This is a genomic window from Variovorax gracilis (assembly GCF_030317115.1).
GTDB classification, from domain to species: domain Bacteria; phylum Pseudomonadota; class Gammaproteobacteria; order Burkholderiales; family Burkholderiaceae_C; genus Variovorax; species Variovorax gracilis.
Genome location: NZ_JASZYF010000004.1, coordinates 18545 through 43262, shown reverse-complemented (window position 1 = coordinate 43262; position 24718 = coordinate 18545). Strand labels below are relative to the sequence as shown.

General features: G+C 65.8%; 23 protein-coding genes. 3 read left to right on the top strand and 20 right to left on the bottom strand.

The genetic code is table 11. The features are described from left to right. Window positions 1–16: 16 nt before the first annotated feature. The 5 genes from QTH97_RS10120 to QTH97_RS10100 form a co-directional block, all read right to left on the bottom strand. The gene (locus QTH97_RS10120; RefSeq protein ID WP_286568008.1) at window positions 17–490 is read right to left on the bottom strand and encodes a hypothetical protein; all 474 of its coding nucleotides are present in this window, start codon (window positions 488–490) and stop codon (window positions 17–19) included. After that, complete coding sequence (locus QTH97_RS10115; RefSeq protein WP_286568007.1) at window positions 487–1971, bottom strand: phospholipase effector Tle1 domain-containing protein; 1485 nt, start codon at window positions 1969–1971, stop codon at window positions 487–489. The genes QTH97_RS10120 and QTH97_RS10115 overlap by 4 nt, the downstream gene beginning before the upstream one ends. Window positions 1972–1996: 25 nt before the next feature. Next, window positions 1997–2512 (bottom strand): hypothetical protein, encoded by a 516-nt coding sequence (locus QTH97_RS10110; RefSeq protein ID WP_286568006.1) that lies wholly within the window; start codon window positions 2510–2512, stop codon window positions 1997–1999. Between the two features lie 16 nt (window positions 2513–2528). Then, the gene (locus QTH97_RS10105; protein WP_286568005.1) at window positions 2529–2828 is read right to left on the bottom strand and encodes a hypothetical protein; all 300 of its coding nucleotides are present in this window, start codon (window positions 2826–2828) and stop codon (window positions 2529–2531) included. Window positions 2829–2978: 150 nt separating this feature from the next. Beyond that, window positions 2979–4712, bottom strand: a complete 1734-nt coding sequence (locus QTH97_RS10100; protein WP_286568004.1) for a type IV secretory system conjugative DNA transfer family protein — start codon at window positions 4710–4712, stop codon at window positions 2979–2981. Between the two features lie 100 nt (window positions 4713–4812). On the opposite strand from QTH97_RS10100, the gene QTH97_RS10095 reads away from it, so the two are divergent. The 3 genes from QTH97_RS10095 to ruvC are packed head-to-tail and all read left to right on the top strand — an operon-like array spanning window position 4813 to window position 7222. Next, window positions 4813–5601 (top strand): lysophospholipid acyltransferase family protein, encoded by a 789-nt coding sequence (locus tag QTH97_RS10095; RefSeq protein ID WP_286568003.1) that lies wholly within the window; start codon window positions 4813–4815, stop codon window positions 5599–5601. Next, window positions 5602–6666, top strand: a complete 1065-nt coding sequence (locus QTH97_RS10090; RefSeq protein WP_286568002.1) for a phosphatidate cytidylyltransferase — start codon at window positions 5602–5604, stop codon at window positions 6664–6666. 7 nt (window positions 6667–6673) lie between these two features. After that, window positions 6674–7222, top strand: coding sequence for a crossover junction endodeoxyribonuclease RuvC (ruvC, locus tag QTH97_RS10085; RefSeq protein ID WP_286568001.1), 549 nt, complete (start codon window positions 6674–6676; stop codon window positions 7220–7222). 8 nt (window positions 7223–7230) lie between these two features. On the opposite strand, the gene QTH97_RS10080 is transcribed toward ruvC, so the two are convergent. From QTH97_RS10080 to ftsL, 15 genes are all read right to left on the bottom strand, one after another. Then, complete coding sequence (locus QTH97_RS10080; protein ID WP_286568000.1) at window positions 7231–7407, bottom strand: hypothetical protein; 177 nt, start codon at window positions 7405–7407, stop codon at window positions 7231–7233. Window positions 7408–7420: 13 nt separating this feature from the next. Next, complete coding sequence (gene lpxC, locus QTH97_RS10075) at window positions 7421–8344, bottom strand: UDP-3-O-acyl-N-acetylglucosamine deacetylase (protein WP_286567999.1); 924 nt, start codon at window positions 8342–8344, stop codon at window positions 7421–7423. Between the two features lie 79 nt (window positions 8345–8423). Continuing rightward, window positions 8424–9635: a cell division protein FtsZ gene (gene ftsZ / locus QTH97_RS10070; protein ID WP_286567998.1), complete on the bottom strand. Its 1212-nt coding sequence runs from the start codon at window positions 9633–9635 to the stop codon at window positions 8424–8426. A 264-nt stretch (window positions 9636–9899) separates the two neighbouring features. Next, window positions 9900–11129: a cell division protein FtsA gene (gene ftsA / locus QTH97_RS10065; RefSeq protein ID WP_286567997.1), complete on the bottom strand. Its 1230-nt coding sequence runs from the start codon at window positions 11127–11129 to the stop codon at window positions 9900–9902. A gap of 17 nt (window positions 11130–11146) precedes the next feature. Continuing rightward, complete coding sequence (locus tag QTH97_RS10060; protein WP_286567996.1) at window positions 11147–11929, bottom strand: cell division protein FtsQ/DivIB; 783 nt, start codon at window positions 11927–11929, stop codon at window positions 11147–11149. Continuing rightward, window positions 11926–12909, bottom strand: a complete 984-nt coding sequence (locus tag QTH97_RS10055; protein WP_286567995.1) for a D-alanine--D-alanine ligase — start codon at window positions 12907–12909, stop codon at window positions 11926–11928. Before QTH97_RS10055 ends, QTH97_RS10060 begins: the two co-directional genes overlap by 4 nt. Next, the gene (gene murC, locus QTH97_RS10050) at window positions 12906–14351 is read right to left on the bottom strand and encodes a UDP-N-acetylmuramate--L-alanine ligase (protein ID WP_286567994.1); all 1446 of its coding nucleotides are present in this window, start codon (window positions 14349–14351) and stop codon (window positions 12906–12908) included. Before murC ends, QTH97_RS10055 begins: the two co-directional genes overlap by 4 nt. After that, window positions 14348–15421, bottom strand: coding sequence for an undecaprenyldiphospho-muramoylpentapeptide beta-N-acetylglucosaminyltransferase (gene murG, locus QTH97_RS10045; RefSeq protein WP_286567993.1), 1074 nt, complete (start codon window positions 15419–15421; stop codon window positions 14348–14350). Before murG ends, murC begins: the two co-directional genes overlap by 4 nt. After that, window positions 15418–16710, bottom strand: a complete 1293-nt coding sequence (gene ftsW / locus QTH97_RS10040) for a putative lipid II flippase FtsW (RefSeq protein ID WP_444813413.1) — start codon at window positions 16708–16710, stop codon at window positions 15418–15420. Before ftsW ends, murG begins: the two co-directional genes overlap by 4 nt. Next, entirely contained in the window at window positions 16707–18464 is a 1758-nt protein-coding gene (gene murD, locus QTH97_RS10035) for a UDP-N-acetylmuramoyl-L-alanine--D-glutamate ligase (RefSeq protein WP_286567992.1), read from the bottom strand. The genes ftsW and murD overlap by 4 nt, the downstream gene beginning before the upstream one ends. A gap of 4 nt (window positions 18465–18468) precedes the next feature. After that, the gene (mraY, locus tag QTH97_RS10030) at window positions 18469–19647 is read right to left on the bottom strand and encodes a phospho-N-acetylmuramoyl-pentapeptide-transferase (RefSeq protein ID WP_286567991.1); all 1179 of its coding nucleotides are present in this window, start codon (window positions 19645–19647) and stop codon (window positions 18469–18471) included. Between the two features lie 18 nt (window positions 19648–19665). After that, window positions 19666–21114 (bottom strand): UDP-N-acetylmuramoyl-tripeptide--D-alanyl-D-alanine ligase, encoded by a 1449-nt coding sequence (locus tag QTH97_RS10025; protein ID WP_286567990.1) that lies wholly within the window; start codon window positions 21112–21114, stop codon window positions 19666–19668. Further along, window positions 21111–22616, bottom strand: coding sequence for a UDP-N-acetylmuramoyl-L-alanyl-D-glutamate--2,6-diaminopimelate ligase (locus QTH97_RS10020; protein WP_444813412.1), 1506 nt, complete (start codon window positions 22614–22616; stop codon window positions 21111–21113). Before QTH97_RS10020 ends, QTH97_RS10025 begins: the two co-directional genes overlap by 4 nt. Next, on the bottom strand, window positions 22616–24376 hold the full coding sequence (locus tag QTH97_RS10015) for a peptidoglycan D,D-transpeptidase FtsI family protein (RefSeq protein ID WP_286567989.1): 1761 nt from the start codon (window positions 24374–24376) through the stop codon (window positions 22616–22618). Before QTH97_RS10015 ends, QTH97_RS10020 begins: the two co-directional genes overlap by 1 nt. Beyond that, window positions 24376–24717 carry a cell division protein FtsL gene (ftsL, locus tag QTH97_RS10010; RefSeq protein WP_286567988.1) on the bottom strand — a complete coding sequence of 114 codons (342 nt, stop codon included), beginning with the start codon at window positions 24715–24717 and terminating at the stop codon, window positions 24376–24378. The genes QTH97_RS10015 and ftsL overlap by 1 nt, the downstream gene beginning before the upstream one ends. Between the last annotated feature and the right edge of the window lies 1 nt (window position 24718).

Sequence of the window (24718 nt, the reverse complement as noted above, 5' to 3'; positions counted from 1 at the left end):
AGCGCCCATCGAGGTGTCAGCTGTTCTGATCGGTCAAGCGAAGTACCGCCGATCCCCCATCGAAATAGCGCGGCTCAATTCGGGCCAGAAGATGGCGGGGAGTTCCTTCGGCACACCACTGGCGCAGCATCGTCACCGCCGACTTCCAGCGAGATTCAGCATTTGGACCGCCTTGCCTGTACACCAGGTACTGAACTTCATGGTCTGACAAATTCAGATCCGGGCAGGCGTAGAAGTACGGGTCGTCGCCGAACGACGCGGTGTTGCCTTTCATCATCTTGAATACTTCAGCCGTACTAGCCACCCAACGTCGCCCCAAAGGCTGCTCACCATCCAGCACGATGACTATTCGCACGTACTCCCGAGCCGCCTCCATGATCTCGTCCGAGTCCAGCGGCTCAAGGAACACGGGGATACCGCCAGCCATGTCGGGATAGCGATGCACCATCAGCCGTTCGCCGGCTTTCGGCTGCTCGAACATGCGACTCATGGCATCGGCCCTCCCATCACGAGCCGTCGCTGCCGCTCGACCTGCGCCCGCTGGGCCTGGTATTCAGTCTGCTGGATCGCCTGCTGCTGATCGAAGGCCTGCACTTGCTGCATGGACTGCTGTGGTGTGGGCATCGGCGCATTCAGGTCCACCTTGGCGAACGGACCCGGCGGCCACGTCCGTTCGAACCAGACTTGCTCGGCCTTCTCGAGCATGCGGATTTTCCCCATGTTCTCGGCCGTGATGCCCTTCAGGTGACAGGCCGCCGTGAACTGCACCAGCCGCGACTCGGGTGCATCGGGGATGGCGCTTTTCAGTGAGTCGTACAACGCATGGAGGCGATGATGGGGATCGCGCGGGTCATCCAGTGCGGGCACGGAAATGGCACTGTGTCGCTGCCGGATGGGAATCGGCACATCGCGCTGGCGGCTCAGCCCGGTGTCGCCATCGTAGGCCGGAAACGGCTCCCGGCCGGGACCACGCCCGGCATCGTGCGGCGCATGCACGGATGAGCGGAGAGGGGCCATGCCGCGCGACGGCAGTTCGCGCCACGCGGGCAGAGGCCGGCCCTGTTCGTCGGTCAGCAGATCACCGTTGCGCGCGACCTGATGAACCTCGGTGTAGCGGGGAACGGGCCGGCTGGGATCGAAGCGGCGCTCGGGCGGCACATTGGCCAAGGGCACGTCACTGTTCTGAAGGAACGCGGTGGCGCCCTCCAGCGAAACGGCCCCGGTGCCGTGCAGGTCGTAGCTGCCGCCGATGCCGGAGTGGTTGCCGGCGATCTCGACCACCCGAACGCGCGGATCGTGGCGGTAGTCGGCGAGCCTGAACTCGCTGCGCAGTTCGTCCTTCGCTGCGAACACGAGGACCTGGCCCACGACATTCGGGGGCAGCGAGAGGTCTTCCTGGATGAAGGTGTGCACGGGATCGAAGAGCACCATGCCGGTGATGGGGATGGAGCCCGGTGGGGCGACCACCGTACCGTCTGGCAGCACGAGGCCTCGCTCGTGCAGGAGCTTGGCGAACATCACCGCGGTGCCGGTGCCACGGCTGAAGCCGGTCGCGGCGACGGAGAGATCGGCGTAGGTGGCGGTGGGGGTGGCTACTAAATAGTCAGAGGCTCGTCTTGCAAATTCCTCGAGCGCCACCTCAGCCGCCCGACGAACGGCGCTCGTCGGCAAAACCCCGGCATTGATCCAGTTGCCGTTAGTGCCGCCAGTGCCAACTCCTGCGTAGTACGCCGTCCGGAAATTTTCGCTCTCGTTCACCTTCGCCTGATCGTAGAGGTTAGCCACGTTGGTCTGGTACGGCTGTCCAGACAGTTGCAAGTTATTTTTGTCATTGTTGGTACCGTCAAAAGCTGCAAAGAAAAGAAACTTTTTGGTTGCAACGCCCGAGCTTTCCGGCAGTAGACGGCTTCGTATTGCCTCGAGCTCTGCGACTTCAGCGGGCGACAGATATCCTGCGATTGATGTTCCCATTTTTGAGGATCCCTGTTGATTTAAATCATTGTCTAAAAGTATTAACTGGATAAATTTCGTAAGTCACAAGATACCGGGATTCTGTGGTTTTCAGAATTGGCAAGTCGTACTGCCCCTTTGCTTTTGGGGTGACTAGATAAACGTACAACTGACTGCCGTCGATCACAAAAAGAACTCCGTGATCATCCATCCTTGCTGGCAGAAGATTGCGTAAATCGACTCGATCTTCAATGACTTCGCCCGTACTCTTGATGCGCCATTTCACATATAAAAATTCTCCGACAGGCATCAGTCCATTAACACTGGATTGCGGCCCAAGCCGATCCTTATCGAGTGGCACTCTATCTCTTACCATGTGATATTGATCTCCATAGCTGTATTCCAGCAAATCTATTTCCTTACCCCATTTGTCAGACTTTCCATCGAAAGAAAATCGATGAAATGCCTGTTTTGGTTCTATTGCACAGGCCGACAGCCCAACTAGCATCACTAGCAAGAATGAAATTTGCAGCCAGTGCGATATTCTTATAACTATTTTCATATTTCATTGCCTCCTATCAGAGAAACAGCTGCTTCGCCATAGAGTCAGCATCCATAAGTACTGTTCCAAAAAAATACACACTGCGTTGACTGACGGCTTCATCCTCCACGGTCAACGGCGCAATCCGCCTACTGTCCGCAAAAAAAATAGCCACCGGAATCGATTCCGGCGGCTTGCTATTGAAAATGAGAGTGCTCTGGCATTCCAGAGGCAAGTTCTGGAACGGTGGCAGAACGATCTTGAAGAGGGCCAGAAAGATGAGTCCGCGCCGAAGAAGACGCGGCTTTACCTCAACAGGCCCCTGATCAAGCGGCAAGGTTACGTATCAGACCAAAAGCGGATTGACCCGCCCCTTTCCAGCTTCTTCACCATCGGATGCTCGACGTTCACCGGCAGCCCGGGCTTCTCATCCGGTAGCGGTTGGCCAGCCTGCTTGAAGCACGCGTGCGAACCGCGTGCCCATGGACTACCCTTGGCTTTGCTCAGCGGGTTCAATCTCCACTTTCGGCAGCACTCGCTTCTTGAAGAGCGGGTCCTTGAAGTAGCGGATCTTCGAGCACCTGATGGGTGGGCAGCCCTCTAAAAAGATCAGTTCTTCCTCGGTCCCAAGTGCCTTTAACTCTTGCGGGAGCATCAGCGCGCGACGCTCCTCGGTGTGGGAATAGCTCGTCCCGCCCTGGCCCACCGTGCGATTGCGGCGGCGCACGGTGGTATCGCCGAGTTGCCTGGAATACTCCTCCGCATCACGCTGCTCACGAGGGGTGAACACGATGCTCGCCGCATGGTTGGTGATGTACGTACGCGCCTCGTCGGCTCCATAGGTCGAATCCAGTTGCGAAAGACTCTGGATGATCGAGAGGTCGCGCACCCAATAGCCGGCAGTGAGCGAGATTCGCTTGGACAGCACGTCCACCCGCCCCATGGCCGTGAACTCGTCCAACAGCAAGAGCAACTGGTTCTTGATCAATTTGTCTTCCTGAGGGGTGACTCTCAGGTTCTGTCCGACCACGGTAGAAAAGAAGATGTTGAGCAGCTTGCTTGCCTCGCCCAGTTTGTCGGGAGGAATCACGACGTAGATCGTGGTGGGCTCCTTGCGCAGTGTCGCGACGTTGAAGTCGCTGGCATTGGTGGCTGCGGCCAGGATGGGACTGAGGAATTGCTGCAGCGGCTCCTGCATCGAGCCGATGACCGACGAGAAGGTTTGCTCTGCCAGCGACACCACGCTACGAAAGGCAGTGCGCGTGACCTCGCTGGTAAAGGCATGTTCGCTTCCCTGGAGGATGTGCTGAATCAGTGCCTTCGTGTCCTTTCCGCCGGAGCCGGCAGAAAGTTTGTAGATGCGCTCGAAGCTGGGGAATCGCGGATCGGTGTTGGGGTCGAGGGTGAGTTCGGGAGCCGCCACCTGATCGACAAGTTGCCGGACCATATGGTCCCAGTGCTCGAACAGGTACGAAGCAAAGGCAAAGAATGCAGTTCGACTTTGGTTCGTCCAGAAGGGATCCTTGTGGGGCGCGTCGGGATAGAGGATGGCACCGATGGTCTGGATCTCGCTGATTCGAATGCGCGGATCGCCCGACATCATCTGAAAGGGGTTGAAGCGGTGCGTGCGACCCGCTTCGTCGTACGGCGCAAACACGCGAATCTTCTGCCCCTGTCGCGCCCGCCAACCACTTGTGAGTTGATAGAGCTCGCCTTTGAGGTCCATTGCAACGATGGAATGCCCATAGGTAAGCAGCACAGGTATGGCAACGCCCGTGGTTTTGCCCGTTCGCGTAGGCGCGGTCATGATCACGTGTTGCGTGCCGCCCAAGCGCAGGAGGTCACGACCAAAACGGCCGATGACGATGCCCTCGGGCGAGTCGTCGAGGAGTCCGGCTTTTTTCAGGTCCGCGCGCGTCGCGAATCGCGCATCGCCATGGATGGATTGCTGGCGCGGTTTGAACAGCGCGAAAGTCAGGGCGAGCCAGAGCAAGACCGGCAACCCGAATCCTAGACCGCCTGCCAATTTGATCTTGGTCGCAAACGGAGCAACCTGAGCAAGATCGAGTGCGCTCGCATAGCGCCAGTAAGTGTCCCAACCGATCGGCACGTCGTGCAAACCGAGGAACAGCAGAACCAGATAGCCCGAAAGAAACACGCCCGTGACAAGGGCGGCCAGCAACAAGCCCACGGCCGATGCCGCTTTTGCTTTTTTGACCACGAATTCACTCCCTGCATTTTTTGCTGATTATTGCGTCCGCCCAGACACGGCGCAAACACGCACGTCTGAAAGCGCGCGATATCTCTCTATCATCGCCGCCATGCTCGCAAAGTTCACAGGGTGGGGATTGCTGGCCTTGATCCGGTTGCTCACCGGCGCCCAGGCGCGATGGTGGGGCTGCCCGCCCAAGGCCGAACAGCGCATCTATTTCGCCAATCACCAAAGCCATCTCGACCTCGTCATGATCTGGGCCGCCCTCCCCGAGGAGTTGCGCAGCATCACGCGCCCGATCGCCGCGCGCGACTACTGGGCCAACACGCCCTTCAAGCGCTGGATCACGACCGAGGTCTTCAACGCGATCTATGTCGAGCGCGGCGGCGGCGCGCCGGTGGTGCCCCCAGCGCCGCCCGAGCCACCTCCGGTCGTGCGTATCGAACCGTCATTCGACGACGTCCCGCCGCCGGACCCGGAGCCCGTCGAGCCCTGGACGTCCCAGGTCGAGCTGCCGCTGTCGCAGCGAGCCGCGGAACCCGTACCGGCCGCGACGCCCGGCAGCCTGGAGGCACTCGCCCCGCTGCAGCCCCTGATCGAGGCCCTGCAAAGCGGCGACTCGATCATCATCTTTCCCGAGGGCACGCGCGGGCACACGGGCATGCCGCAGAAGTTCAAGTCGGGCCTCTTCACGCTCGCACAGATGTTCCCCGAGGTGGTGCTCGTACCGGCCTGGATCGACAACGTCCAGCGCGTGATGCCCAAGGGCGAGGTGGTGCCCGTTCCAATCCTCTGCTCGGTCACTTTCGGCGCGCCGATCCGCCTGGAAGAAGGCGAAGAGCGCCGTCCCTTTCTCGATCGGGCTCGCGAGGCGGTCGTCGCGCTGCGCGAGGTCTAGATGAACCAATACCTCCGCAATCTTTCATCGACCCATCAGGTCGCAGCGCTGTTCTTCATCGTGTTCGGGCTGCTCTTTGTCGTGAGCACGGTGGCCTTCCTGCTGAGCTTCAGGGAGCGCCGCAACCCGGTGCACGACGAGATCTGGCAACGCGAGCTGCTTCATTTCCGCTCGCTGCTGCGCACGACCTGGGTGATGGTGATCGTGTTCTGGGTCGGCTGGGCGCTGGGCGAGAAGGTCGCGACATTGCTCTTCGCGCTCATTGCATTCTTCGCGCTGCGCGAATTCATCTCGATGTCGCCGACGCGGCGCGGCGACCATCGAAGCCTGATCCTGGCCTTCTTCGTCGTGCTGCCGATCCAGTTCTGGCTGGTGGCAACGGCGCACTTCGACCTGTTCACGGTGTTCATCCCGGTCTACGTCTTCCTCGCGATTCCGGTCGTGAGCGCGCTGGCCGACGACCCGAGCCACTTCCTCGAGCGCAACGCCAAGCTGCAATGGGGGATCATGGTCTGCGTCTATGGCATGAGCCACGTGCCGGCGCTTCTGCTGCTCTCCTTTCCGGGCTATCAAGGCAAGAACGCGTTCCTGATCTTCTACCTGGTGTTCGTGGTGCAGACCTGCATGCTGGTTCAGCACCTGGTGTCGCGACGCAAGACGATGCCGGTCGAAGGCGCTCCGCCTCCGGAGCCGCCTAGCGGCTGGCTGGCTCAGGCGAGGTACCGCCTTTTCATGCAGCCGCCCTTCGCTCCGAACGTGAGCCGCAGCTTCAACTGGACGAGCTGGGCGCTGGGCATGGCGATTGCGAGCGTGTTCGGCGCGCTCCTTTCCTTCATCACTCCCTTCAAGTTCGGCCAGGCGCTCGCGATGTCGTTGATCGCCTGCGTGGCGGGCTCGATGGGCCATCTGGTGATGAAGGCGCTTAAGCGCGACCGCGGCATCCCCAACTGGGGCCGGCGCGGTGTCGGCGTGACCGGCGCCAACGGCCTGCTGGACCGCGTCGATGCGCTTTGTTTTGCAGCGCCGGTGTTCTTCCACGCAGTGCGCTGGTACTTCGACGTGTGAGCCGCTGATGCGCATCCTCGGCATCGACCCCGGACTGCAGACGACCGGCTTCGGCGTGGTCGACATGGACGGCCATGCGCTGCGCTACGTCGCCAGCGGCACCATCAGCACCAGGCACCTGGCACGCGGCGAACTGCCGGCGCGGCTCAAGGTGCTCTTCGACGGCATCGGGGAAATTGCCGAGCGCTACAAGCCGGATGCGGCGGCGGTGGAGATCGTGTTCGTCAACGTCAATCCTCAATCCACGCTGCTCCTGGGCCAGGCGCGAGGCGCCTGCATCACCGCGCTGGTCACCAGCAACCTCACGGTGGCCGAATACACCGCCCTGCAGATGAAGCAGGCCGTGGCAGGCCATGGCGGAGCCGCCAAGGCGCAGGTGCAGGAGATGGTCAAGCGGCTCCTCCAGCTTCCCGGCTTGCCGGGCAGCGATGCCGCCGACGCGCTCGGCATCGCGATCACGCATGCCCACGTCGGCAGCTCGATGGCGCGGCTCGGGCAAGCCACGGCACTGGGGCGCAGCATCAGCGGGATGTACAGGCAGGGGCGGACGCGCTAGCTAGCCAGCTAGAAGGCCCGCTCGGCAATGAGCACCGCGAAGAAGCCGAAGGCAGCCAGCAACGTCCACTTGAGCACGATCCAGCCGAACCGCCGGTACTTGAGCTGCCCGGTCCCGGCATAGAACGCGAAAGACACCCCGGCCACGAGCAGCAGCAACAGGATAGCCCACCGGAAGATCAGCATCGGAGAGGGAGAGCTACCAGGCGCGCGCGACCTCGGCGAAACCGGCTGGTGCACGCTTCTCGTCGTCGAAGGTCACGATCTCGTGGGCGTCGTCGTGCGCGAGCAGCTCGCGCAGCAGCTTGTTGTTGAGCGCATGGCCCGAGCGGAAGGCGCTGTAGGCGGCCAGCAGGGGCTGCCCGATCACGTAGAGGTCGCCCATCGCGTCGAGGATCTTGTGCTTGACGAACTCGTCGTCGTAGCGCAACCCGCCCGCATTGAGCACCTTGGTGTCGTCCATCACGATCGCGTTGTCGAGCCCGCCGCCCAGCGCCAGGCCCTTCGACCGCATGTATTCGACTTCCTTCGTGAAGCCGAAGGTGCGCGCGCGCGCGATGTCGCGGCTGTAGGAGCCGCTGCCGAGGTCGAACTCGACACGCTGGCCGGTCGAGTTGACGACGCGATGGTCGAAATCGATCTCGAAGCTGAGCTTGAAGCCGTGGTACGGGTCGAGCCGGGCCCACTTGGCATCGGCGCCCTCGCCTTCGCGCACCTCGACCGGTCGGGTCACGCGGATGAAACGGCGTGGCGCGCTCTGGAGTTCGATGCCCGCGCTTTGCAACAGGAACACGAAGGACGACGCGGACCCGTCGAGGATAGGCACCTCGTCGGCCGTGATGTCGATCTGCAGGTTGTCGATGCCGAGACCCGCGCAGGCCGACATCAGGTGCTCGACGGTCTGCACCTTGGCGCCGCCCGACGACACGGTCGAGGCGAGCCGGGTGTCGGTGACGGCCTCGGCCGTCATCGGGATCTCGACGGGCTCGGGCAAGTCCACGCGGCGGAACACGATGCCGTGGTTCACCGGCGCCGGGCGGAGCGTGAGTTCCACGCGCTGCCCGCTGTGCAGGCCGACGCCTACCGCACGGGTGATGGATTTGAGGGTTCTTTGTGGAAGCACGGGCGCGATTTTAGAAGCGCGAGGCGTCCGGCGCACCGCCCGCCTCGCTATGCCCGCAATAGCTTCCACCTTGATCCCGTCAATCGGCCTGGCGGCGCAGGAAGGCGGGGATCTCGAAATCGTCCATGCCGCCCGACGACAGCGCATCCACCTTGGCCGCGGCCATGGTGCGGTTGGTACGCCACACGCTGGGCACGGCCATGCCGTCGTAGTTGGGCTGGCTGCTCGCGTGCCCGTGTCCGCTCGCGCTGCCGAGGGTCGGCACGTTGAACGGGATGTTGTCGGTGCCGGTGCGGATCACTTCGAGCGTCGGTGCCTGGCGGCGTGCGTCCTGGCGCGAGAGGCCGGTCGCGACCACGGTGACGCGCATCTCGTCGCCGAGGTTGTCGTCGTAGGCGGCGCCGTAGATCACGTGCGCGTCCGGTGAGGCGTAGGCGCGGATGGTGTTCATCGCGAGCTTCGATTCGCTCAGCTTGAGCGAGGACTTCGACGCCGTCACCAGCACCAGCACGCCCTTCGCGCCCGACAGGTCGATGCCTTCGAGCAGCGGGCAGGCCACGGCCTGCTCGGCGGCGATGCGCGCGCGATCCGGGCCGCTGGCGGCCGCCGTGCCCATCATGGCCTTGCCGGGTTCGCCCATCACGGTGCGAACGTCTTCGAAGTCGACGTTCACGCCGCCGTACTCGTTGATGATTTCCGAGATGCCGCCCACGGCGTTCTTGAGCACGTCGTTGGCATGCGCGAAGGCCTCGTCCTGGGTGACGTCCTCGCCCAACACGTCGAGCAGCTTCTCGTTGAGCACGACGATCAGCGAGTCGACGTTGGCTTCGAGCTCGGCCAGGCCGGCGTCGGCATTGGTCATGCGGCGGCCGCCTTCCCAGTCGAAGGGCTTGGTCACCACGCCCACCGTCAGGATGCCCATTTCCTTCGCGACACGCGCGATCACCGGTGCGGCGCCGGTGCCCGTGCCGCCGCCCATGCCGGCCGTGATGAACAGCATGTGCGCGCCGGCAATCGACTCGCGGATGTCGTCGATCGCGGCCTCTGCGGCGTCACGGCCCTTCTCCGGCTTGCTGCCGGCGCCGAGCCCATTGGTACCGAGCTGGATGGTCTTGTGCGCATTGCTGCGCGACAGGGCCTGCGCATCGGTGTTGGCGCAGACGAACTGCACACCCTGGACGCCACGCTCCATCATGTGGGCGACCGCGTTGCCGCCGCCGCCGCCGACGCCGATCACCTTGATCTGCGTACCTTGATTGAACTCTTCGATCTCGATCATTTCGATAGCCATTTTTCTGACTCCTTGAATTTGCAGTTGCCGTTTGTTTGCGAATAAGTTGTTGTTGGAACCGAGAGCGCTCATGGGGGTGGACCAGTCCTTCGCCATCGCTCGTTGAAGTGACGAGGTGGACCGGCTCGCGCCAGCCAAAGAGGAAATGAATTCATCGCGTCGCCTCCCTGCCAGGAACGCCGCGGAACAGGCTCGGCCGGTCCTCTGGCTTTGCCCCCTGCAAAGGGGTGGGAGGCCGCACGCAGCGGGAAAGCCTGGAGGTCATCAGAAATTCCCCACGATGAAGTCCTTGAAGCGGCCGAAAGCCGTCTTCACGGAACCGTTCTTCTGGGCCACCTTGAAGCCGCGCAGGCGCGCGTAGCGCGCTTCCTCGAGCAGGCCCATGACGGTGGCAGCGCGCGGCTGCGCCACCATGTCCGACAGCGCGCTCGAATACTTGGGGATGCCGCGGCGCACGGGCTTCAGGAAGATGTCCTCGCCCAGCTCGACCATGCCCGGCATCACGGCGCTGCCGCCGGTGAGCACCACGCCCGAGGACAGCACTTCTTCGTAACCCGACTCGCGGATCACCTGCTGCACGAGCGAGAAGATCTCCTCGATGCGCGGCTCGATCACGCCGGCCAGCGCCTGCTTGCTCAGCATGCGCGGGCCGCGATCACCGAGGCCGGGCACTTCGACCTGCGTATCCGGGTCGGCCAGCAATTGCTTCGCATAGCCGTTCTCGACCTTGATGTCCTCGGCGTCCTTGGTCGGCGTGCGCAGCGCCATTGCGATGTCGCTGGTGATCAGGTCGCCGGCGATCGGGATCACGGCCGTGTGGCGGATGGCGCCGTTGGTGAAGATCGCCACGTCCGTCGTGCCGGCGCCGATGTCGACCAGCACCACGCCGAGCTCGCGCTCGTCCTCGGTCAGCACCGCCTGGCTCGACGCCAGCGGATTCAGCATGAGCTGGTCAACCTCCAGCCCGCAGCGGCGCACGCACTTGATGATGTTCTCGGCCGCGCTCTGCGCGCCGGTGACGATGTGCACCTTGGCTTCCAGGCGCATGCCGCTCATGCCGATCGGCTCCTTCACGTCCTGGCCGTCGATCACGAATTCCTGCGGCTCGACCAGCAGCAGGCGCTGGTCGCTGGAGATGTTGATCGCGCGCGCCGTCTCCACCACGCGGGCGACATCGGCCGGCGTGACCTCCCGGTCCTTCACCGCGACCATGCCGCTCGAATTGATGCCGCGGATGTGGCTGCCCGTGATGCCGGTGTAGACGCGGCTGATCTTGCAGTCGGCCATCAGCTCGGCTTCCTTGAGCGCCTGCTGGATGCTCTGCACCGTGGCGTCGATGTTCACCACAACGCCGCGCTTGAGCCCGTTGCTCGGGGCGATGCCGAGACCGGCCAGCTTGAGCTCGCCGTTCGACTGCACCTCGGCTACCACCGCCATCACCTTGGCGGTGCCGATGTCGAGGCCGACAACGAGATCTTTGTACTCTTTGGACATGAATCTTCCTCTAATCGCTATTTCTTCTTGGGGTCGGGAACGACCGTGGTGACGCCGCGCAGCCGCAGCGCGTAACCCTCGTTGTGCCGCAAGTCGGCACCCTCGACCGCTGCGACCGTGCGCCCGTACTGGCTCGCCACCGGCGTCACGGTCTTCAGGAAACGCTGCGTGCGGGCGGCGACCTCGTCGCCCTGCCCCCGCCCCAGTTCGATGACGGCGCCCGAATCGAGAAGCGCGCGCCAGCTGCCGCGGCTCGACAGGCTCAACTGCTCGATCGACAGGTCGTAAGGCTGGAACAGCGGCGCCAGCACCCGGTACATCCCCAGCACCTGGCCCGCCTGTTCGGGCGGCCCGTCAAGGCGCGGCAAGCGGTCGTCCACCTCCGCCACATTGGCCTCGAAGACTTCGCCGTAGCCATTGATGAGCTTCGAGCCGGCTTCGTCGCCCCAATGCGCAACCGGCACGTGCTCGGTCAGCGTTGCGCGCAGCTTGTTCGGGAACTCGCGTCGCACGACCGCCTTGCGCACCCAGGGCACCGACTCGAATGCGGTGCGCGCACGCGCCAGGTCGACCGTGAAGAAGTTGCCCGCCAGTTGCGGCGCAACGTTGGCGCGCAAGGTGACGACGTTGTTGTGGGTGACCTCGCCGTCGACCTTGATGCCGGCGAGCGGAAAGAACGGTTGGCGCAGCACCCACCATGCGCCCGCCGCCAGCAGCGTGCACGCGAACAGCGCGAACACCAGCGTCGCGGTCACGTTCATCAGCTTGACGTCGAAGGGCACGGGGATGCTGTCGCTCACGGACTGGCCTCTTTGGGTTCGGAGCCGGAATCCAGCGTCGCGGTGGCGAGCACGCGCAGGCACAGGTCTTCATAGCCGATGCCTGCGGCGCGCGCCGACATGGGCACGAGCGAGTGCGATGTCATGCCCGGCGAGGTGTTCATCTCCAGCAGGAAAGGCTTGCGGTCGCTGGCGCGGATCATCAGGTCGGCGCGGCCCCAGCCGCGGCAGCCGAGCTGGTGGTAGGCGGCCAGAGTGATGCGGCGGATCTCATGCTCCTCGTCGGCCGGCAGGCCGCTCGGGCAGTGGTACTTCACGTCGTGGGTGAAGTACTTGTTCTGGTAGTCGTAGGCGCCTTCGGGTGCGGCGATGCGCACCACCGGCAGCGCGACGGCGTCCAGCCCGCTGCCCAGCACGGCACAGGTGACTTCCTCGCCCTCGATGAACTCCTCGCAGAGCACGTCGGCGTCGTAGCGGACCGCCAGCGAGACGGCGTCCTGCATCTGCGAGTAGCCCAGGACCTTGGTCACGCCGATGGACGAGCCCTCGCGCGGCGGCTTCACGATGAGCGGCAGGCCCAGCACGTCGGGGACGGCATTGATCTGCTCGCGGCTTTGCTGGTCGAAAGCCAGCCGTACGTAGCGCGGCGTCGGCAGGCCGTCGGCGTGCCAGATGCGCTTGGTCATGACCTTGTCCATCGCCACGCTCGACGCCATGACACCGGAACCGGTGTACGGAATGCCGAGCAGTTCGAGTGCGCCCTGCACCGTGCCGTCTTCGCCATGCCGGCCGTGCAGCACGACGAAGCAGCGCGCGAAACCCTCGCGCTTGAGATCGCTCAGCTCGCGCTCGGCCGGGTCGAAGGCATGCGCATCCACGCCGCGCGAGCGCAGCGCCTCGAGCACGCCCGTGCCGGACATGATGGAAATCTCGCGTTCGGCCGAGCTGCCGCCAAAAAGGACGGCGACCTTTCCGAAGCCCTTGGAATCCACGAGGCTCACAGCGCCCTCCCTTCGCGCGTCAGGCGCTCTGATTTCGGGGGCACCGGGCCGCCCAGTTCAACCACTTTCGCGGGCACGGCGCCGATCGAGCCCGCTCCCATGCAGATCACGACGTCGCCCTCGCGCGCGTTGTCCAGGATCGCCTGCGGCATCGCGGCGATCTCGTCGACGAAGACGGGCTCGACCTTGCCCGCCACGCGCAAGGCGCGCGCCAGCGAGCGGCCGTCCGCCGCCACGATCGGCGCCTCGCCGGCCGCGTAGACCTCGCCCAGCAGCACCGCATCGGCCTGCCCGATGACCTTGACGAAGTCCTCGAAGCAGTCCCGCGTGCGCGTGAAGCGATGCGGCTGGAAAGCGAGCATCAGGCGCCGGCCCGGGAAAGCCCCGCGCGCAGCGGCGATGGTGGCCGCCATCTCGACCGGGTGATGGCCGTAGTCGTCGATCAGCGTGAAGCTGCCCGCGTCGTGCGACGGGACTTCGCCGTAGCGCTGGAAGCGCCGGCCCACGCCCTTGAAGTCGGCGAGGCCGCGCTGCACCGCTTCGTCGGGCACGCCCAACTCGACCGCCACCGCGATCACCGACAGCGCATTGCGCACGTTGTGCTCGCCCGGCAGGTTCAGCACGATGTCCAGGTCCGGCAGCGTCACGCCGTTGCGGCGCTGCGCGGTGAAGTGCATCTGCGAGCCGACGGCGCGCACATTGACCGCGCGCACCTGGGCGTCCTCGCCGAAGCCGTAGCTCGTCACCGGGCACGACACTTCCGTCACGATCTCGCGCACGGCGGGGTCGTCGGTGCACAGGATCGCGACGCCGTAGAACGGCATGCGATGCAGGAAGTCGACGAAGGCCTTCTTGAGCTTCGCGAAATCGTGCCCGTAGGTCTCCATGTGGTCGGCGTCGATGTTCGTGACCACCGCCATCACCGGCAGCAGGTTCAGGAACGAGGCGTCCGACTCGTCGGCCTCGACCACGATGTAGTCGCCGCTGCCGAGCTGCGCATTGGCACCCGCGCTGTTGAGGCGGCCGCCGATCACGAAGGTCGGATCGAGCCCGGCGGCCGCGAGCACGCTCGCGACCAGGCTTGTCGTGGTGGTCTTGCCATGCGTGCCGGCGATCGCGATGCCCTGCTTGAGGCGCATCAGCTCCGCCAACATCAGGGCGCGCGGCACCACGGGGATGCGCTTCTCGCGCGCGGCGACCACTTCGGGGTTGTCGGACTGCACGGCGGTCGAGGTGACGACGGCATCCGCGCCGGCGATGTTCGCCGCGTCATGGCCCACGCAAGTCGTGATGCCCAGGCCGGCCAGGCGCCGCAGCGTCGCGCTGTCGGCAAGGTCCGAGCCCGAGATCTTGTAGCCGAGATTGAGCAGCACTTCGGCGATGCCGCTCATGCCCGAGCCGCCGACGCCGACGAAATGGATGTGACGGATCGCGTGCTTCATGAGCGGCCTCCGTGGGCGAGTTCTTCGCAGGCGCGGACCACGGCGTCTACCGCCTCGGTCTTCTGCATCGTCTTGGCCTTCGCGGCCCGTTCAGTGAGCGCAGGGCGCCCGGTCTTCTGTAGCAAATCAGCCAACAATTCAGGTGTGAGTTCAGTCTGTTGAACGAGCCAGCCGCCGCCCGCGTCGACAAGGAAGCGGGCGTTGGTGGTCTGGTGGTCGTCCACAGCGGATGGGAAAGGCACGAACAGCGCTGCTGCGCCGACGGCCGCGATTTCGGTGACGGTGCTCGCACCGGCGCGCGCGACGATCAGGTCGGCATCTGCGTACGCGCGAGCGGTGTCTTCGATGAAGGGCGTCAATTCGCCTTCGACGCCGGCGGCCTCGTAGTTGGCCCGGAGCTCGTCGATCTGCTTGGCGCCGCTCTGATGCGTGACGCGGGGACGTTGCGCCGGCGCGATCAGGGCCAGTGCCTTCGGGACCACGGCATTGAGTGCCTTCGCACCGAGACTGCCGCCGACCACGAGCAACTGCAGCGGCCCGGTACGGTTCGCAAAGCGTGTCGCCGGGTCGGGCTGCGAAGTGAAGGCGGCGCGCAGCGGATTGCCGACCCACTGCCCCTTCTTGAGCACGTTGGGAAATGCGGTGAAGACCCGATCGGCCACGCCCGCGAGCACCTTGTTGACGAGGCCCGCCACCGAGTTCTGCTCGTGCAGCACCAGCGGCTTGCCGAGCAGCACGCTCATCATGCCGCCCGGAAAGGTGATGTAGCCGCCCAGGCCGACCACGACGTCGGGCCGCACGCGGCGCACGACACCAATGCTTTGCCAGAAGGCGCGCAGCAGACGCATGGGCAGCAGCGCCAGCGTGATCGGCCCCTTGCCGCGCACGCCGCCGAACTGCACCGGCTCGAAGGCAAAGCCGCGCGGCGGCACAAGCTGCTGCTCCATGCTGCCGGGCGCCCCGAGCCAGTGGACGCGCCAGCCGCGCTCGCGCAGCGCCTCGGCCACGGCGAGGCCAGGGAAGATGTGCCCACCGGTGCCGCCGGCCATGACAAGCGCGGTCCGGGTCATACGCGACCTCCGCGCATGAGAACGCGGTTTTCGTAGTCGATGCGCAGCACGACGGCGAGCGCCACCACGTTCATCAGGATGGCCGAACCGCCGAAGCTCATCAGCGGCAAGGTCAGCCCCTTGGTCGGCAGCGCGCCGAGGTTCACGCCCATGTTGATGAAGGTCTGGAAGCCGATCCAGATGCCGACCCCCTGCGCCACCAGGCCGGAGAACACCCGGTCGAGCGCGATCGCCTGGCGGCCGATGTGCATGACACGCCGCGTGAGCCAGAGGAACATGGCGATGGCGAGCAGCACGCCGATCAGGCCGAACTCCTCGCCGATCACCGCCAGCAGGAAGTCGGTGTGCGCCTCGGGCAGCCAGTGCAGTTTTTCGACGCTGCCGCCGAGGCCGACGCCGAAGACCTCGCCGCGCCCGATCGCGATCAGCGAATGCGAGAGCTGGTAGCCCTTGCCGAGCGCGTGCTCCTCGCTCCAGGGATCGAGGTAAGCAAAGATCCGCTCGCGCCGCCACGGGCTCGTCGCCACGATGGTGCCGAAGGCGACGACCACCAGCGTGGCGATCACGAAGAACATGCGGGCGTTGACGCCGCCCAGGAAGAGGATGCCCATCGCGATGACCGCGATCACCATGAAGGCGCCCATGTCGGGCTCGGCCATCACGAGCATGCCGACCACCACGACCGCCACGCCCATCGGCAGCACGGCGCGGAAGAAGCGCTCCTTGATCTCCATCTTCCGCACCATGTAGCTGGCGGCATAGAAGATCATCGCGAGCTTGGCCAGCTCCGAGGGCTGGAAGCGCATGAAGCCCAGCGGCAGCCAGCGGCGTGCGCCGTTGACGTTGATGCCGATGTGCGGAATGAGCACCGCCACCAGCAGCAGCAGCGAAGCGACGAAGAGCCAGGGCGCAATGCGCTCCCACGTCTTCATCGGAACCTGGAAGGTCAGCAGGCCCGCCACGAAGGCGATCACGAGCGAAGCCGCGTGCCGCGTGAGGAAGAAGGTGGGGCTGTAGCCGGCGCGCGCGAAGCGCGGGTTGTCGGGCAGCGCGATGGAGGCGGAATACACCATCACCATCCCCCACGCCAGGAGCGCGACGGTGACCCAGACCAGCGCCTGGTCGAAGCCGAGCACGCGCACGGGCGCGGCCTTTGTTTGCGTCATCCCGGCGTTGCCGAGGCGCACGGGCAGGTGCATGGGCAGCGCGTCGATGCCACTCTTTGCGCGGCTGAACCAGCCGCTGAAGCGGCCGGTCTTGTTCGGGGTGGCAGCAGTGGACGCGGTCATGCGGCCTCCCCCGTGCCGTCGTCGCGCGGCGAATCGACCAGCGCCTCGACGGCCTCGCAGAACACGGCGGCGCGGTGGGCGTAGTCCTTGAACATGTCGAAGCTCGCGCAGGCCGGCGACAGCAGCACGGCATCGCCAGGCTGCGCGCGGCCGGCAGCCATGGTCACGGCTTCGGGCAAGGACGCGGCGGACTGCATCGAAATGCCGGTGGATGCAAGTGCGGCCTCGATCAGCGGTGCATCGCGGCCGATGAGCACGACGGCGCGCGCGTACTGGCGAACCGGTGCGGCCAGCGGCGCGAAGTCCTGGCCCTTGCCCTCGCCGCCGAGGATCACGACGACCCGGCGCTCCTCGCCGAGCCCGATCAGCGCCGCGACCGTCGCGCCGACGTTGGTGCCCTTGCTGTCGTCGAAGTACTCGACCTCGTCCACCACGGCAACCGGATCGACCCGGTGCGGCTCGCCGCGGTACTCGCGCAGGCCATAGAGCATCGGCGCGAGCTGGCAGCCCGCCGCGGTGGCGAGCGCCAGCGCCGCCAGCGCATTGAGCGCGTTGTGTCGGCCGCGGATGCGCAAGGCGTTGGCGGGCATCAGGCGCTGGAAGAAGATCTCTTCCTCTTCGGCGGCGGCGCCGCGCTTGCGCTTCTGCGTCTCGTCGGCTTCCAACGCGCGGACCAGCCAGGCCATGCCGTGGAGGCGCTCGATGCCGTAGTCGCCGGGGCGCTTCGGCATGTCCGCGCCGAAGGTGATGACGGTACGCGCGACCTGGCCCTTGGGCAGCTTGGCCGGCGCGGGCCGCATGGCCATGACCGCGTCGTCGTCGCGATTGAGCACCATCGTGGCCTTCTTGCCGAAGACGCGTGCCTTGGCCGCCGCATAGGCGGCCATGTCGCCGTGCCAGTCGAGGTGGTCCTGCGACAGGTTCAGCACGGTGGCCGCTGTCGGCTCGAAGCCTTCGACGCCGTCGAGCTGGAAGCTGGACAGCTCCAGCACCCAGACGTCGGGCAGCGTCTCGGCGTCCATGCGAGCCGACAGCGTGTCGAGCAAGGTGGGACCGATGTTGCCGGCGACCGCGACCGTCTTGCCGGCGCGCTCCACCAGCTGGCCCGTGAGCGCAGTGACCGTGGTCTTGCCGTTGGTGCCGGTGATCGCCAGCACCGCCGGCGTATAGCCCTTGGGCTCCGGCGGCGGGATGATGACTTCGGGCAGCGGCGCGAAGGAATCGTCGTCTTCGTCGGGCGCCGCGACGGCCTCCGCGGCCTCCACGGCATCGGCGGCATCCGGGATCGGCGTCTCCGACGTTTCCGTCGGCAACGCCCCGGTCGAATCCTCCGGCAGCGGCGGCTGCTCCGCAGCTGCATCGACGTCCTGTGCCGCATCGACGGTTTCGGGCGCCTCGGCGACTTCGACGATGCGCAGGTCCGCTAGCGCGCGCGCAAACAGATCCAGTTCGCCACCGACCGGCAGGCCCACCGCCTTGGCCGCATGGACCACGGCAGCTACCGATGCCGGAGACAGGCCCGGCGACCGGAACACGGCGCGAATCGAAGTGCCTTCCACCAGCGCTGCGGAGAACGGGCCTCCGGCGAATTCCGCATCAGGCAGTTCCTCGCGCAGCGATGCGAGTTGCGGCGGCGCTTCGCGCGTGTCGGCCACCGTGACCTTCGCGCCATGGCGCGCGCACCAGCGCGCCATGGCCAGCCCGGACGCGCCGAGGCCCAGGATGAGAACGTGGAGGTCTTTGAGATGCCGCATCGTCTTAGCGCAGCTTCAAGGTGGAAAGGCCCACGAGGCAGAGCAGCATCGTGATGATCCAGAAGCGCACGACGACCTGCGTCTCGCGCCAGCCGCTCTTCTCGAAGTGGTGGTGCAGCGGTGCCATCTTCAGCACGCGCCGTCCTTCGCCGAAGCGCTTCTTGGTGTACTTGAAGTACGTGACCTGCGCCATCACCGAGATCGCCTCGACCACGAAGATGCCGCCCATCACGAAGAACACGATCTCCTGCCGCACGATGACGGCGATGGTTCCGAGCGCGCCGCCGAGCGCGAGCGCGCCCACGTCGCCCATGAACACCTGTGCCGGATGCGTGTTGAACCACAGGAACGCGAGGCCCGCGCCGGCCATGGCCGAGCAGAACACCAGCAGTTCGCCCGAGCCCGGGATGTGAGGGAAGAGCAGGTAGCGCGAATACACCGCGCTGCCCGTGACGTACGCAAAGACGCCAAGGGCGGAGCCGACCATCACGACCGGCATGATCGCCAGGCCGTCCAGCCCGTCGGTGAGGTTCACCGCATTGCTCGCGCCGACGATCACCAGGTAAGTCAGGATCACGAAGCCGATGCCGCCCAGCGGGTAGCTCACCTCCTTGAAGAAGGGCACCAGCAGGTTGATCTTGGGCGGAAAGTCCAGGTCGAAGCCCGAGCGGACCCAGGTGAAGAAGAGTTCGAGCACGCGCCAGTTGGAGCTCTCGGAAATGCTGAAGAGCAGATAGAAGCCCGCCACCAGCCCAACCACCGATTGCCAGAAATACTTCTCGCGCGAGCGCATGCCTTCGGGGTCCTTGCGAACCACCTTGCGCCAGTCATCGACCCAGCCGATCGCGCCGAAGCCAAGCGTGACCCACAGCACGATCCAGACGAAGCGGTTCGAAAGGTCGAACCACAGCAGCGTCGAGAAGGCGATCGAGAAGAGCACCAGCACGCCGCCCATGGTCGGCGTGCCGCTCTTCGTCAGGTGGGTCTCCATGCCGTAGCTGCGCACCTGCTGGCCGATCTTGAGCGCGGTGAGGCGGCGGATCACATAAGGCCCGGCGGCGAGACCGAGCAGCAGCGCGGTCAGCGACGCCATTAGCGCGCGGAAGGTCAGGTATTGAAAGACGCGCAGGAAACCGAACTCCGGCGAGACCGTCTGCAGCCATTGGGCGAGGGTCATCAGCATGGCGTGAATGGGCGCGGCTCATGCGGCATGACCGGCCTCCTTGTCTTGTTGTTGTGAGGCAGCGGCAATGGCCTGGACCACCCGCTCCATCTGCATGAAGCGCGATCCCTTGACCAGCACGCTCGCAGTGCTCGGCAATTGCGCGAGCACGGCCGCATTGAGGGCATCGATCTCGTCGAAGTGGCGGGCATCGGCGTCGGTCGCGCCCGCAAAGGCGGCGATGCTGTGCACCGATTCCTTGCCGAGCGCGAAAACGGTCTCGATACCGCGCTCTCGCGCCCAGGCACCGACTTCGGCATGGAACTGCGGACCCTGGTCGCCGACTTCTCCCATGTCGCCGAGCACCAGTACGCGCGGACCGGGCAGGCTGGCGAGCACGTCGATGGCGGCGCGCATGGAATCAGGGTTCGCGTTGTAGGTGTCGTCGACCAGCGTGATCGTGCGGCCGCCGGCAAAGGCGAGTTCACTGGCCTTGGAACGCCCCTTGACCGGCTCGAATGCAGCCAGCCCCTCGCCGATCTTGTCGAGCGATACGCCACTCGCCAGCGAACAAGCGATCGCCGCCAGCGCGTTGACCACGTTGTGGCGGCCGGCGATGCGCAGCGTGCTGCGCACCTCGCCCAGAGGCGTGCGGGCCTCGAACCGCCACGCGCCGTGCTGCCAGTCGGCGGCCACCAGCGCGATGTCGGCATCCTCATGGTCACCGAAGGTCAGGCAGCGGCGGGTCGCGCCTTCGTGCGCGATCTCGTTCCACAGGGGAGTGAACTCGTCGCCGTACGGGAACACCGCGGTCCCGTCGGTCGGCAGCGCCGAGAAGACGGACGCGTTCTCTCGCGCGACGGCTTCGACCGTCGCCATGAATTCCTGGTGCTCGCGCTGCGCGTTGTTGACCAGCGCGATATTGGGCCGCGCGATGGCCGCCAGCCGCGCGATCTCGCCCGGATGGTTCATGCCCAGCTCGACCACGGAACGCTGGTGACGCGCACGCAGGCGCAGCAAGGTCAGCGGCACGCCGATCTCGTTGTTGAAGTTGCCCGCGGTCGCGAGAGCGCCTTCGCCGCACGCGGTGCGGAGGATCGACGCGATCATCTGCGTCACGGTGGTCTTGCCGTTGCTGCCGGTGACGGCGATCAAGGGCAGTTCGAACTGGGAGCGCCAGCCGGACGCCAGCGCGCCGAGTGCGACCAAGGTGTCCGGCACCTCGAGTCCGGCGAGACCGGCGGCTTCGAGCCCGCGATGCGCGATAGCGGCCACCGCGCCGCTCGAGCGCGCATCGGCCAGGAAGTCGTTGGCATCGAAACGCTCGCCCTTGAGCGCGACGAACAGGTCGCCCGCCGCGAGGGTACGCGTGTCGGTGTGCACGCGCAGGATCGGCGTGGCGGCGTCGCCGACGAGGCGCGCGCCCGGGATCCACGCCTGGGCCTTGCCGAGGGTCATCATCGGCACGGGTGCGAGTGCATCGGTCATGCCGCGCTCCTCCGAGTGAGTGCATCGATGGCGTGCGCACGGTCGGAGAAAGCGATGCGCTCGCCCGCGATTTCCTGCCAGGCCTCATGCCCGCGCCCTGCCAGCAGCACCACGTCTTCAGGCCGGGCCTGCGCGAGCGTGTCGGCGATCGCCTTCGCGCGATCGGGCTCGACCTGGGCGGCTTCGGGCCGCGCCAGGCCCAGCAGGATCTGGCTGATGATGGCCGAGGGTTTCTCGCTGCGCGGGTTGTCGCTGGTGACGACCACGCGGTCGGCTTGCGCCTCCGCCACCGCAGCCATCATGGGGCGCTTGGTGTTGTCGCGATCGCCGCCGCAGCCGAACACGCACCACAGTGCGCCGCCACGCTGGTGAGCCAGGGGGCGCAGGCCGGCGAGCGCCTTTTCGAGCGCATCCGGCGTATGGGCGTAGTCGACGACGGCCAGCGGATGGCCGGGCACGCTCAGGCGCTCCATGCGGCCGGGCACGCTGTCAAGCCCCGTGCATGCCTGCACCGCATCTTCGAGCGACAGGCCCAACGCGCGCAAGGTGCCGAGCACGCCCAGCAGGTTGGCGACGTTGTACTGGCCGATCAACTGGGTCGACAGGTGCTGGGTCGTGGCGCCTTGCTCCACGACCGAGAAGTGGAGGCCTTGCGCGTCGTAGCCGATGTCCTCTGCCCGGAGGCGCGCAGGGGCGCCTGCGGCCGACACGGTCCAGATGTCGAGCGCGCCGACGCCGGTCTCGACCAGATTGCCGACCAGGGAGGCGCCGTGCACGTCGTCGATGTTGACGACCGCCGCGCGCAGGCCCGGCCAGCGGAAGAGCTCAGCCTTGGCTTGCCAGTAGGCATCCATGCTGCCGTGATAGTCCAGATGGTCCTGCGTGAAATTGGTGAACACCGCGACGGCGATGCGCGTGCCGTCGAGCCGGCGCTCCACGATGCCGATGGACGAGGCCTCGACGGCGCAGGCACGGAAGCGGCGGTTCGCGAAGCCGCGAAGTTCGCGCTGCAGCAGCACCGGATCGGGCGTGGTGAGGCCGGTGTAGGTGAGTTCTGGCGGAACGCCGACGCCCAGGGTGCCCACGACGGCGCAAGGCGTGTCGACCGAATCCGCCGCCGCCGACGACAAGGCCTGCGCCAGCCACCAGGCGGTGGAAGTCTTGCCGTTGGTGCCGGTGACGGCCAGCACGTCGAGTTGCGCCGACGGCTGGTCGTAGTAGGCCGCTGCGATCGGTCCCGTCGCAGCCTTCAGGCCCGGGTACGTGGCGATCGCCTCGCCCTCGAAACCGAATGCCGCGCTGCCCTCTTCCTCGACGAGGCAAGCCACTGCACCTTGCGCCAGGGCGGCGGCCACGTAGTGCCGGCCGTCCGTCGCGGCACCGGGCCAGGCGATGAAGCCGTCGCCCGCACCCACGGCACGGCTGTCGGCATGCAGCGCGCCGCGCACGCGGGTCAGGAGCCAGCGTGCGGCTTCGTCGGGGCTGCGAAGCGTCATCGTCATCAGAAGCTCTCTTCCACACCCTTGGTCACGACCAGGGGTTTGACCGCGAGATCGGGCGGCACGTTCATCATGCGCAGCGTCTGTTGCACGACTTCGCTGAAGACGGGCGCGGCAACGAGGCCGCCGAAGTACTGGCCGTTGCTCGGCTCGTCGATCATGACCGCCACGATGATGCGCGGCTTGTCGATCGGCGCCATGCCCGTGAACCAGGAGCGGTATTGCTTGCTGGCATATCCCCTGCCGACCTGCTTGTGGGCGGTGCCCGACTTGCCGCCGACCGAATAGCCGATGGTCTGCGCGAGCGGGCCCGTGCCGCCCGGTCCGGCTGCCATCTGCAGCATCTTGCGCACGGCCAGTGCGTTCTGTGCGGAGAAGACTTTCACGCCCACCGCCGGCTCGCTGCTCTTGAGGATAGTCGCCGCGATGACGTCGCCGTCGTGCGCGAAGGCCGTGTACGAATGCGCCATCTGGAACAGCGAAGCCGACAGGCCATAGCCGTAGGCCATGGTCGCCTGCTCGACCGGCTTCCATGCCTTCCACGGACGCAGGCGCCCGGTGACCGCACCCGGGAACTGGATCTGCGGCTTCTGGCCGTAGCCCAGCGCCGTGTAGGTGTCCCACATCTCGTGGGGGGTCATCTTCTGCGCGATCTTCAGCGCGCCGATGTTGCTCGACTTCTGGATCACGCCCTCGACCGTCAGCGAACCGTAGTTGTGGGTGTCGCTGATGGTGAAGCCGCCCAGGCTGTAGCGGCCCGGCGCGGTGTCGATCACGGTCAGCGGCTTGATCCGGCCGGCTTCGAGCGCCATGCCGACGGTGATCGGCTTCATCGTCGAGCCGGGCTCGAAGACGTCGGTCATCGCCCGGTTGCGAAGCTGCTCGCCCGTGAGGTTCTGCCGCTTGTCGGGCACGTAGCTCGGGTAGTTGGCCAGGGCCAGCACTTCGCCGGTGATCGTGTCGAGCACGACCACGCTGCCTGCCTTGGCCTTGTGCATCGTCACGGCGTCGCGCAGCTTCTGGTAGGCGAAGAACTGCACCTTGCTGTCCACGCTGAGCTGGATGTCCTTGCCATCGACGGGCGGCACCTGTTCGCCCACGCCCTCGACGACGCGGCCGAGACGGTCCTTGATCACGCGGCGCGAACCGGCCTTGCCGGCCAGGTCCTTGTTGAAGGCGAGCTCGATGCCTTCCTGGCCGTTGTCCTCGACGTTGGTGAAGCCCACCACGTGCGCGGCGGCTTCGCCCTCCGGGTACTGGCGCTTGTATTCCTTGCGCTGGTAGATGCCCTTGATATTGAGCGCGGCGATCTGCTTGGCGATGGGCTCGTCGACCTGGCGCTTGATCCAGACGAAGGTCTTGTCCTCGTCTTCCAGCTTCTTGTCGAAATCCTTCTGCGGCATGCCGAGCAGCTTCGCGACCTGCCTGAGCTTGGCCTTGACCTCCGGGTCGTCGCGCTCGACGTCTTCCGGAATCGCCCAGATGCTGGGCGCGACGACGCTGGACGCCAACAGCAGCCCGTTGCGATCGAGGATTCGGCCGCGATTGGCCGGCAGCTCCAGCGTGCGGGTGAAGCGCACCTCACCCTGGCGCTGGAAGAAGTCGTTGCCGATCACCTGCACATATGCCGCGCGGGCGGCCAGCACCCCGAAGCCGAGCGCGATGCCGGCAACGATGAACTTGCTGCGCCAGACCGGCGTCTTGCTGGCGAGCAAGGGGCTGGTCGTGTACTGGACGCTGCGGCTGCGGCTGTTGCGAGGCATCAGTGAGCCCCCTTTGTCGAAGCCGTGCGTGGTGCCGGCGCCGTCGGCGCCGGTGCGGCGACCGCCGGGATCACGGTGCCGTCCTGCCGCACGTACTGCGTGATGGCCGGCGTGGTCGTGCGCATCTTGAGCTGGTCCTTGGCCAGCTTCTCGACGCGCAGGGGCGTGGCCTGCGCGCGCTTCTCCACCTGCAGCCGATCCTGGTCCAGTTCGAGGCGACGGGCCTCCTGCTCGATACGGTGCAGCTCGGTGTAGAGCTGGCGCGACATGTACTGGGTATGGACGAGATAGATCGCCGAGCCCAGCACGGCGATCAGCAGGAGCAGGTTGAGGCGAGCCATG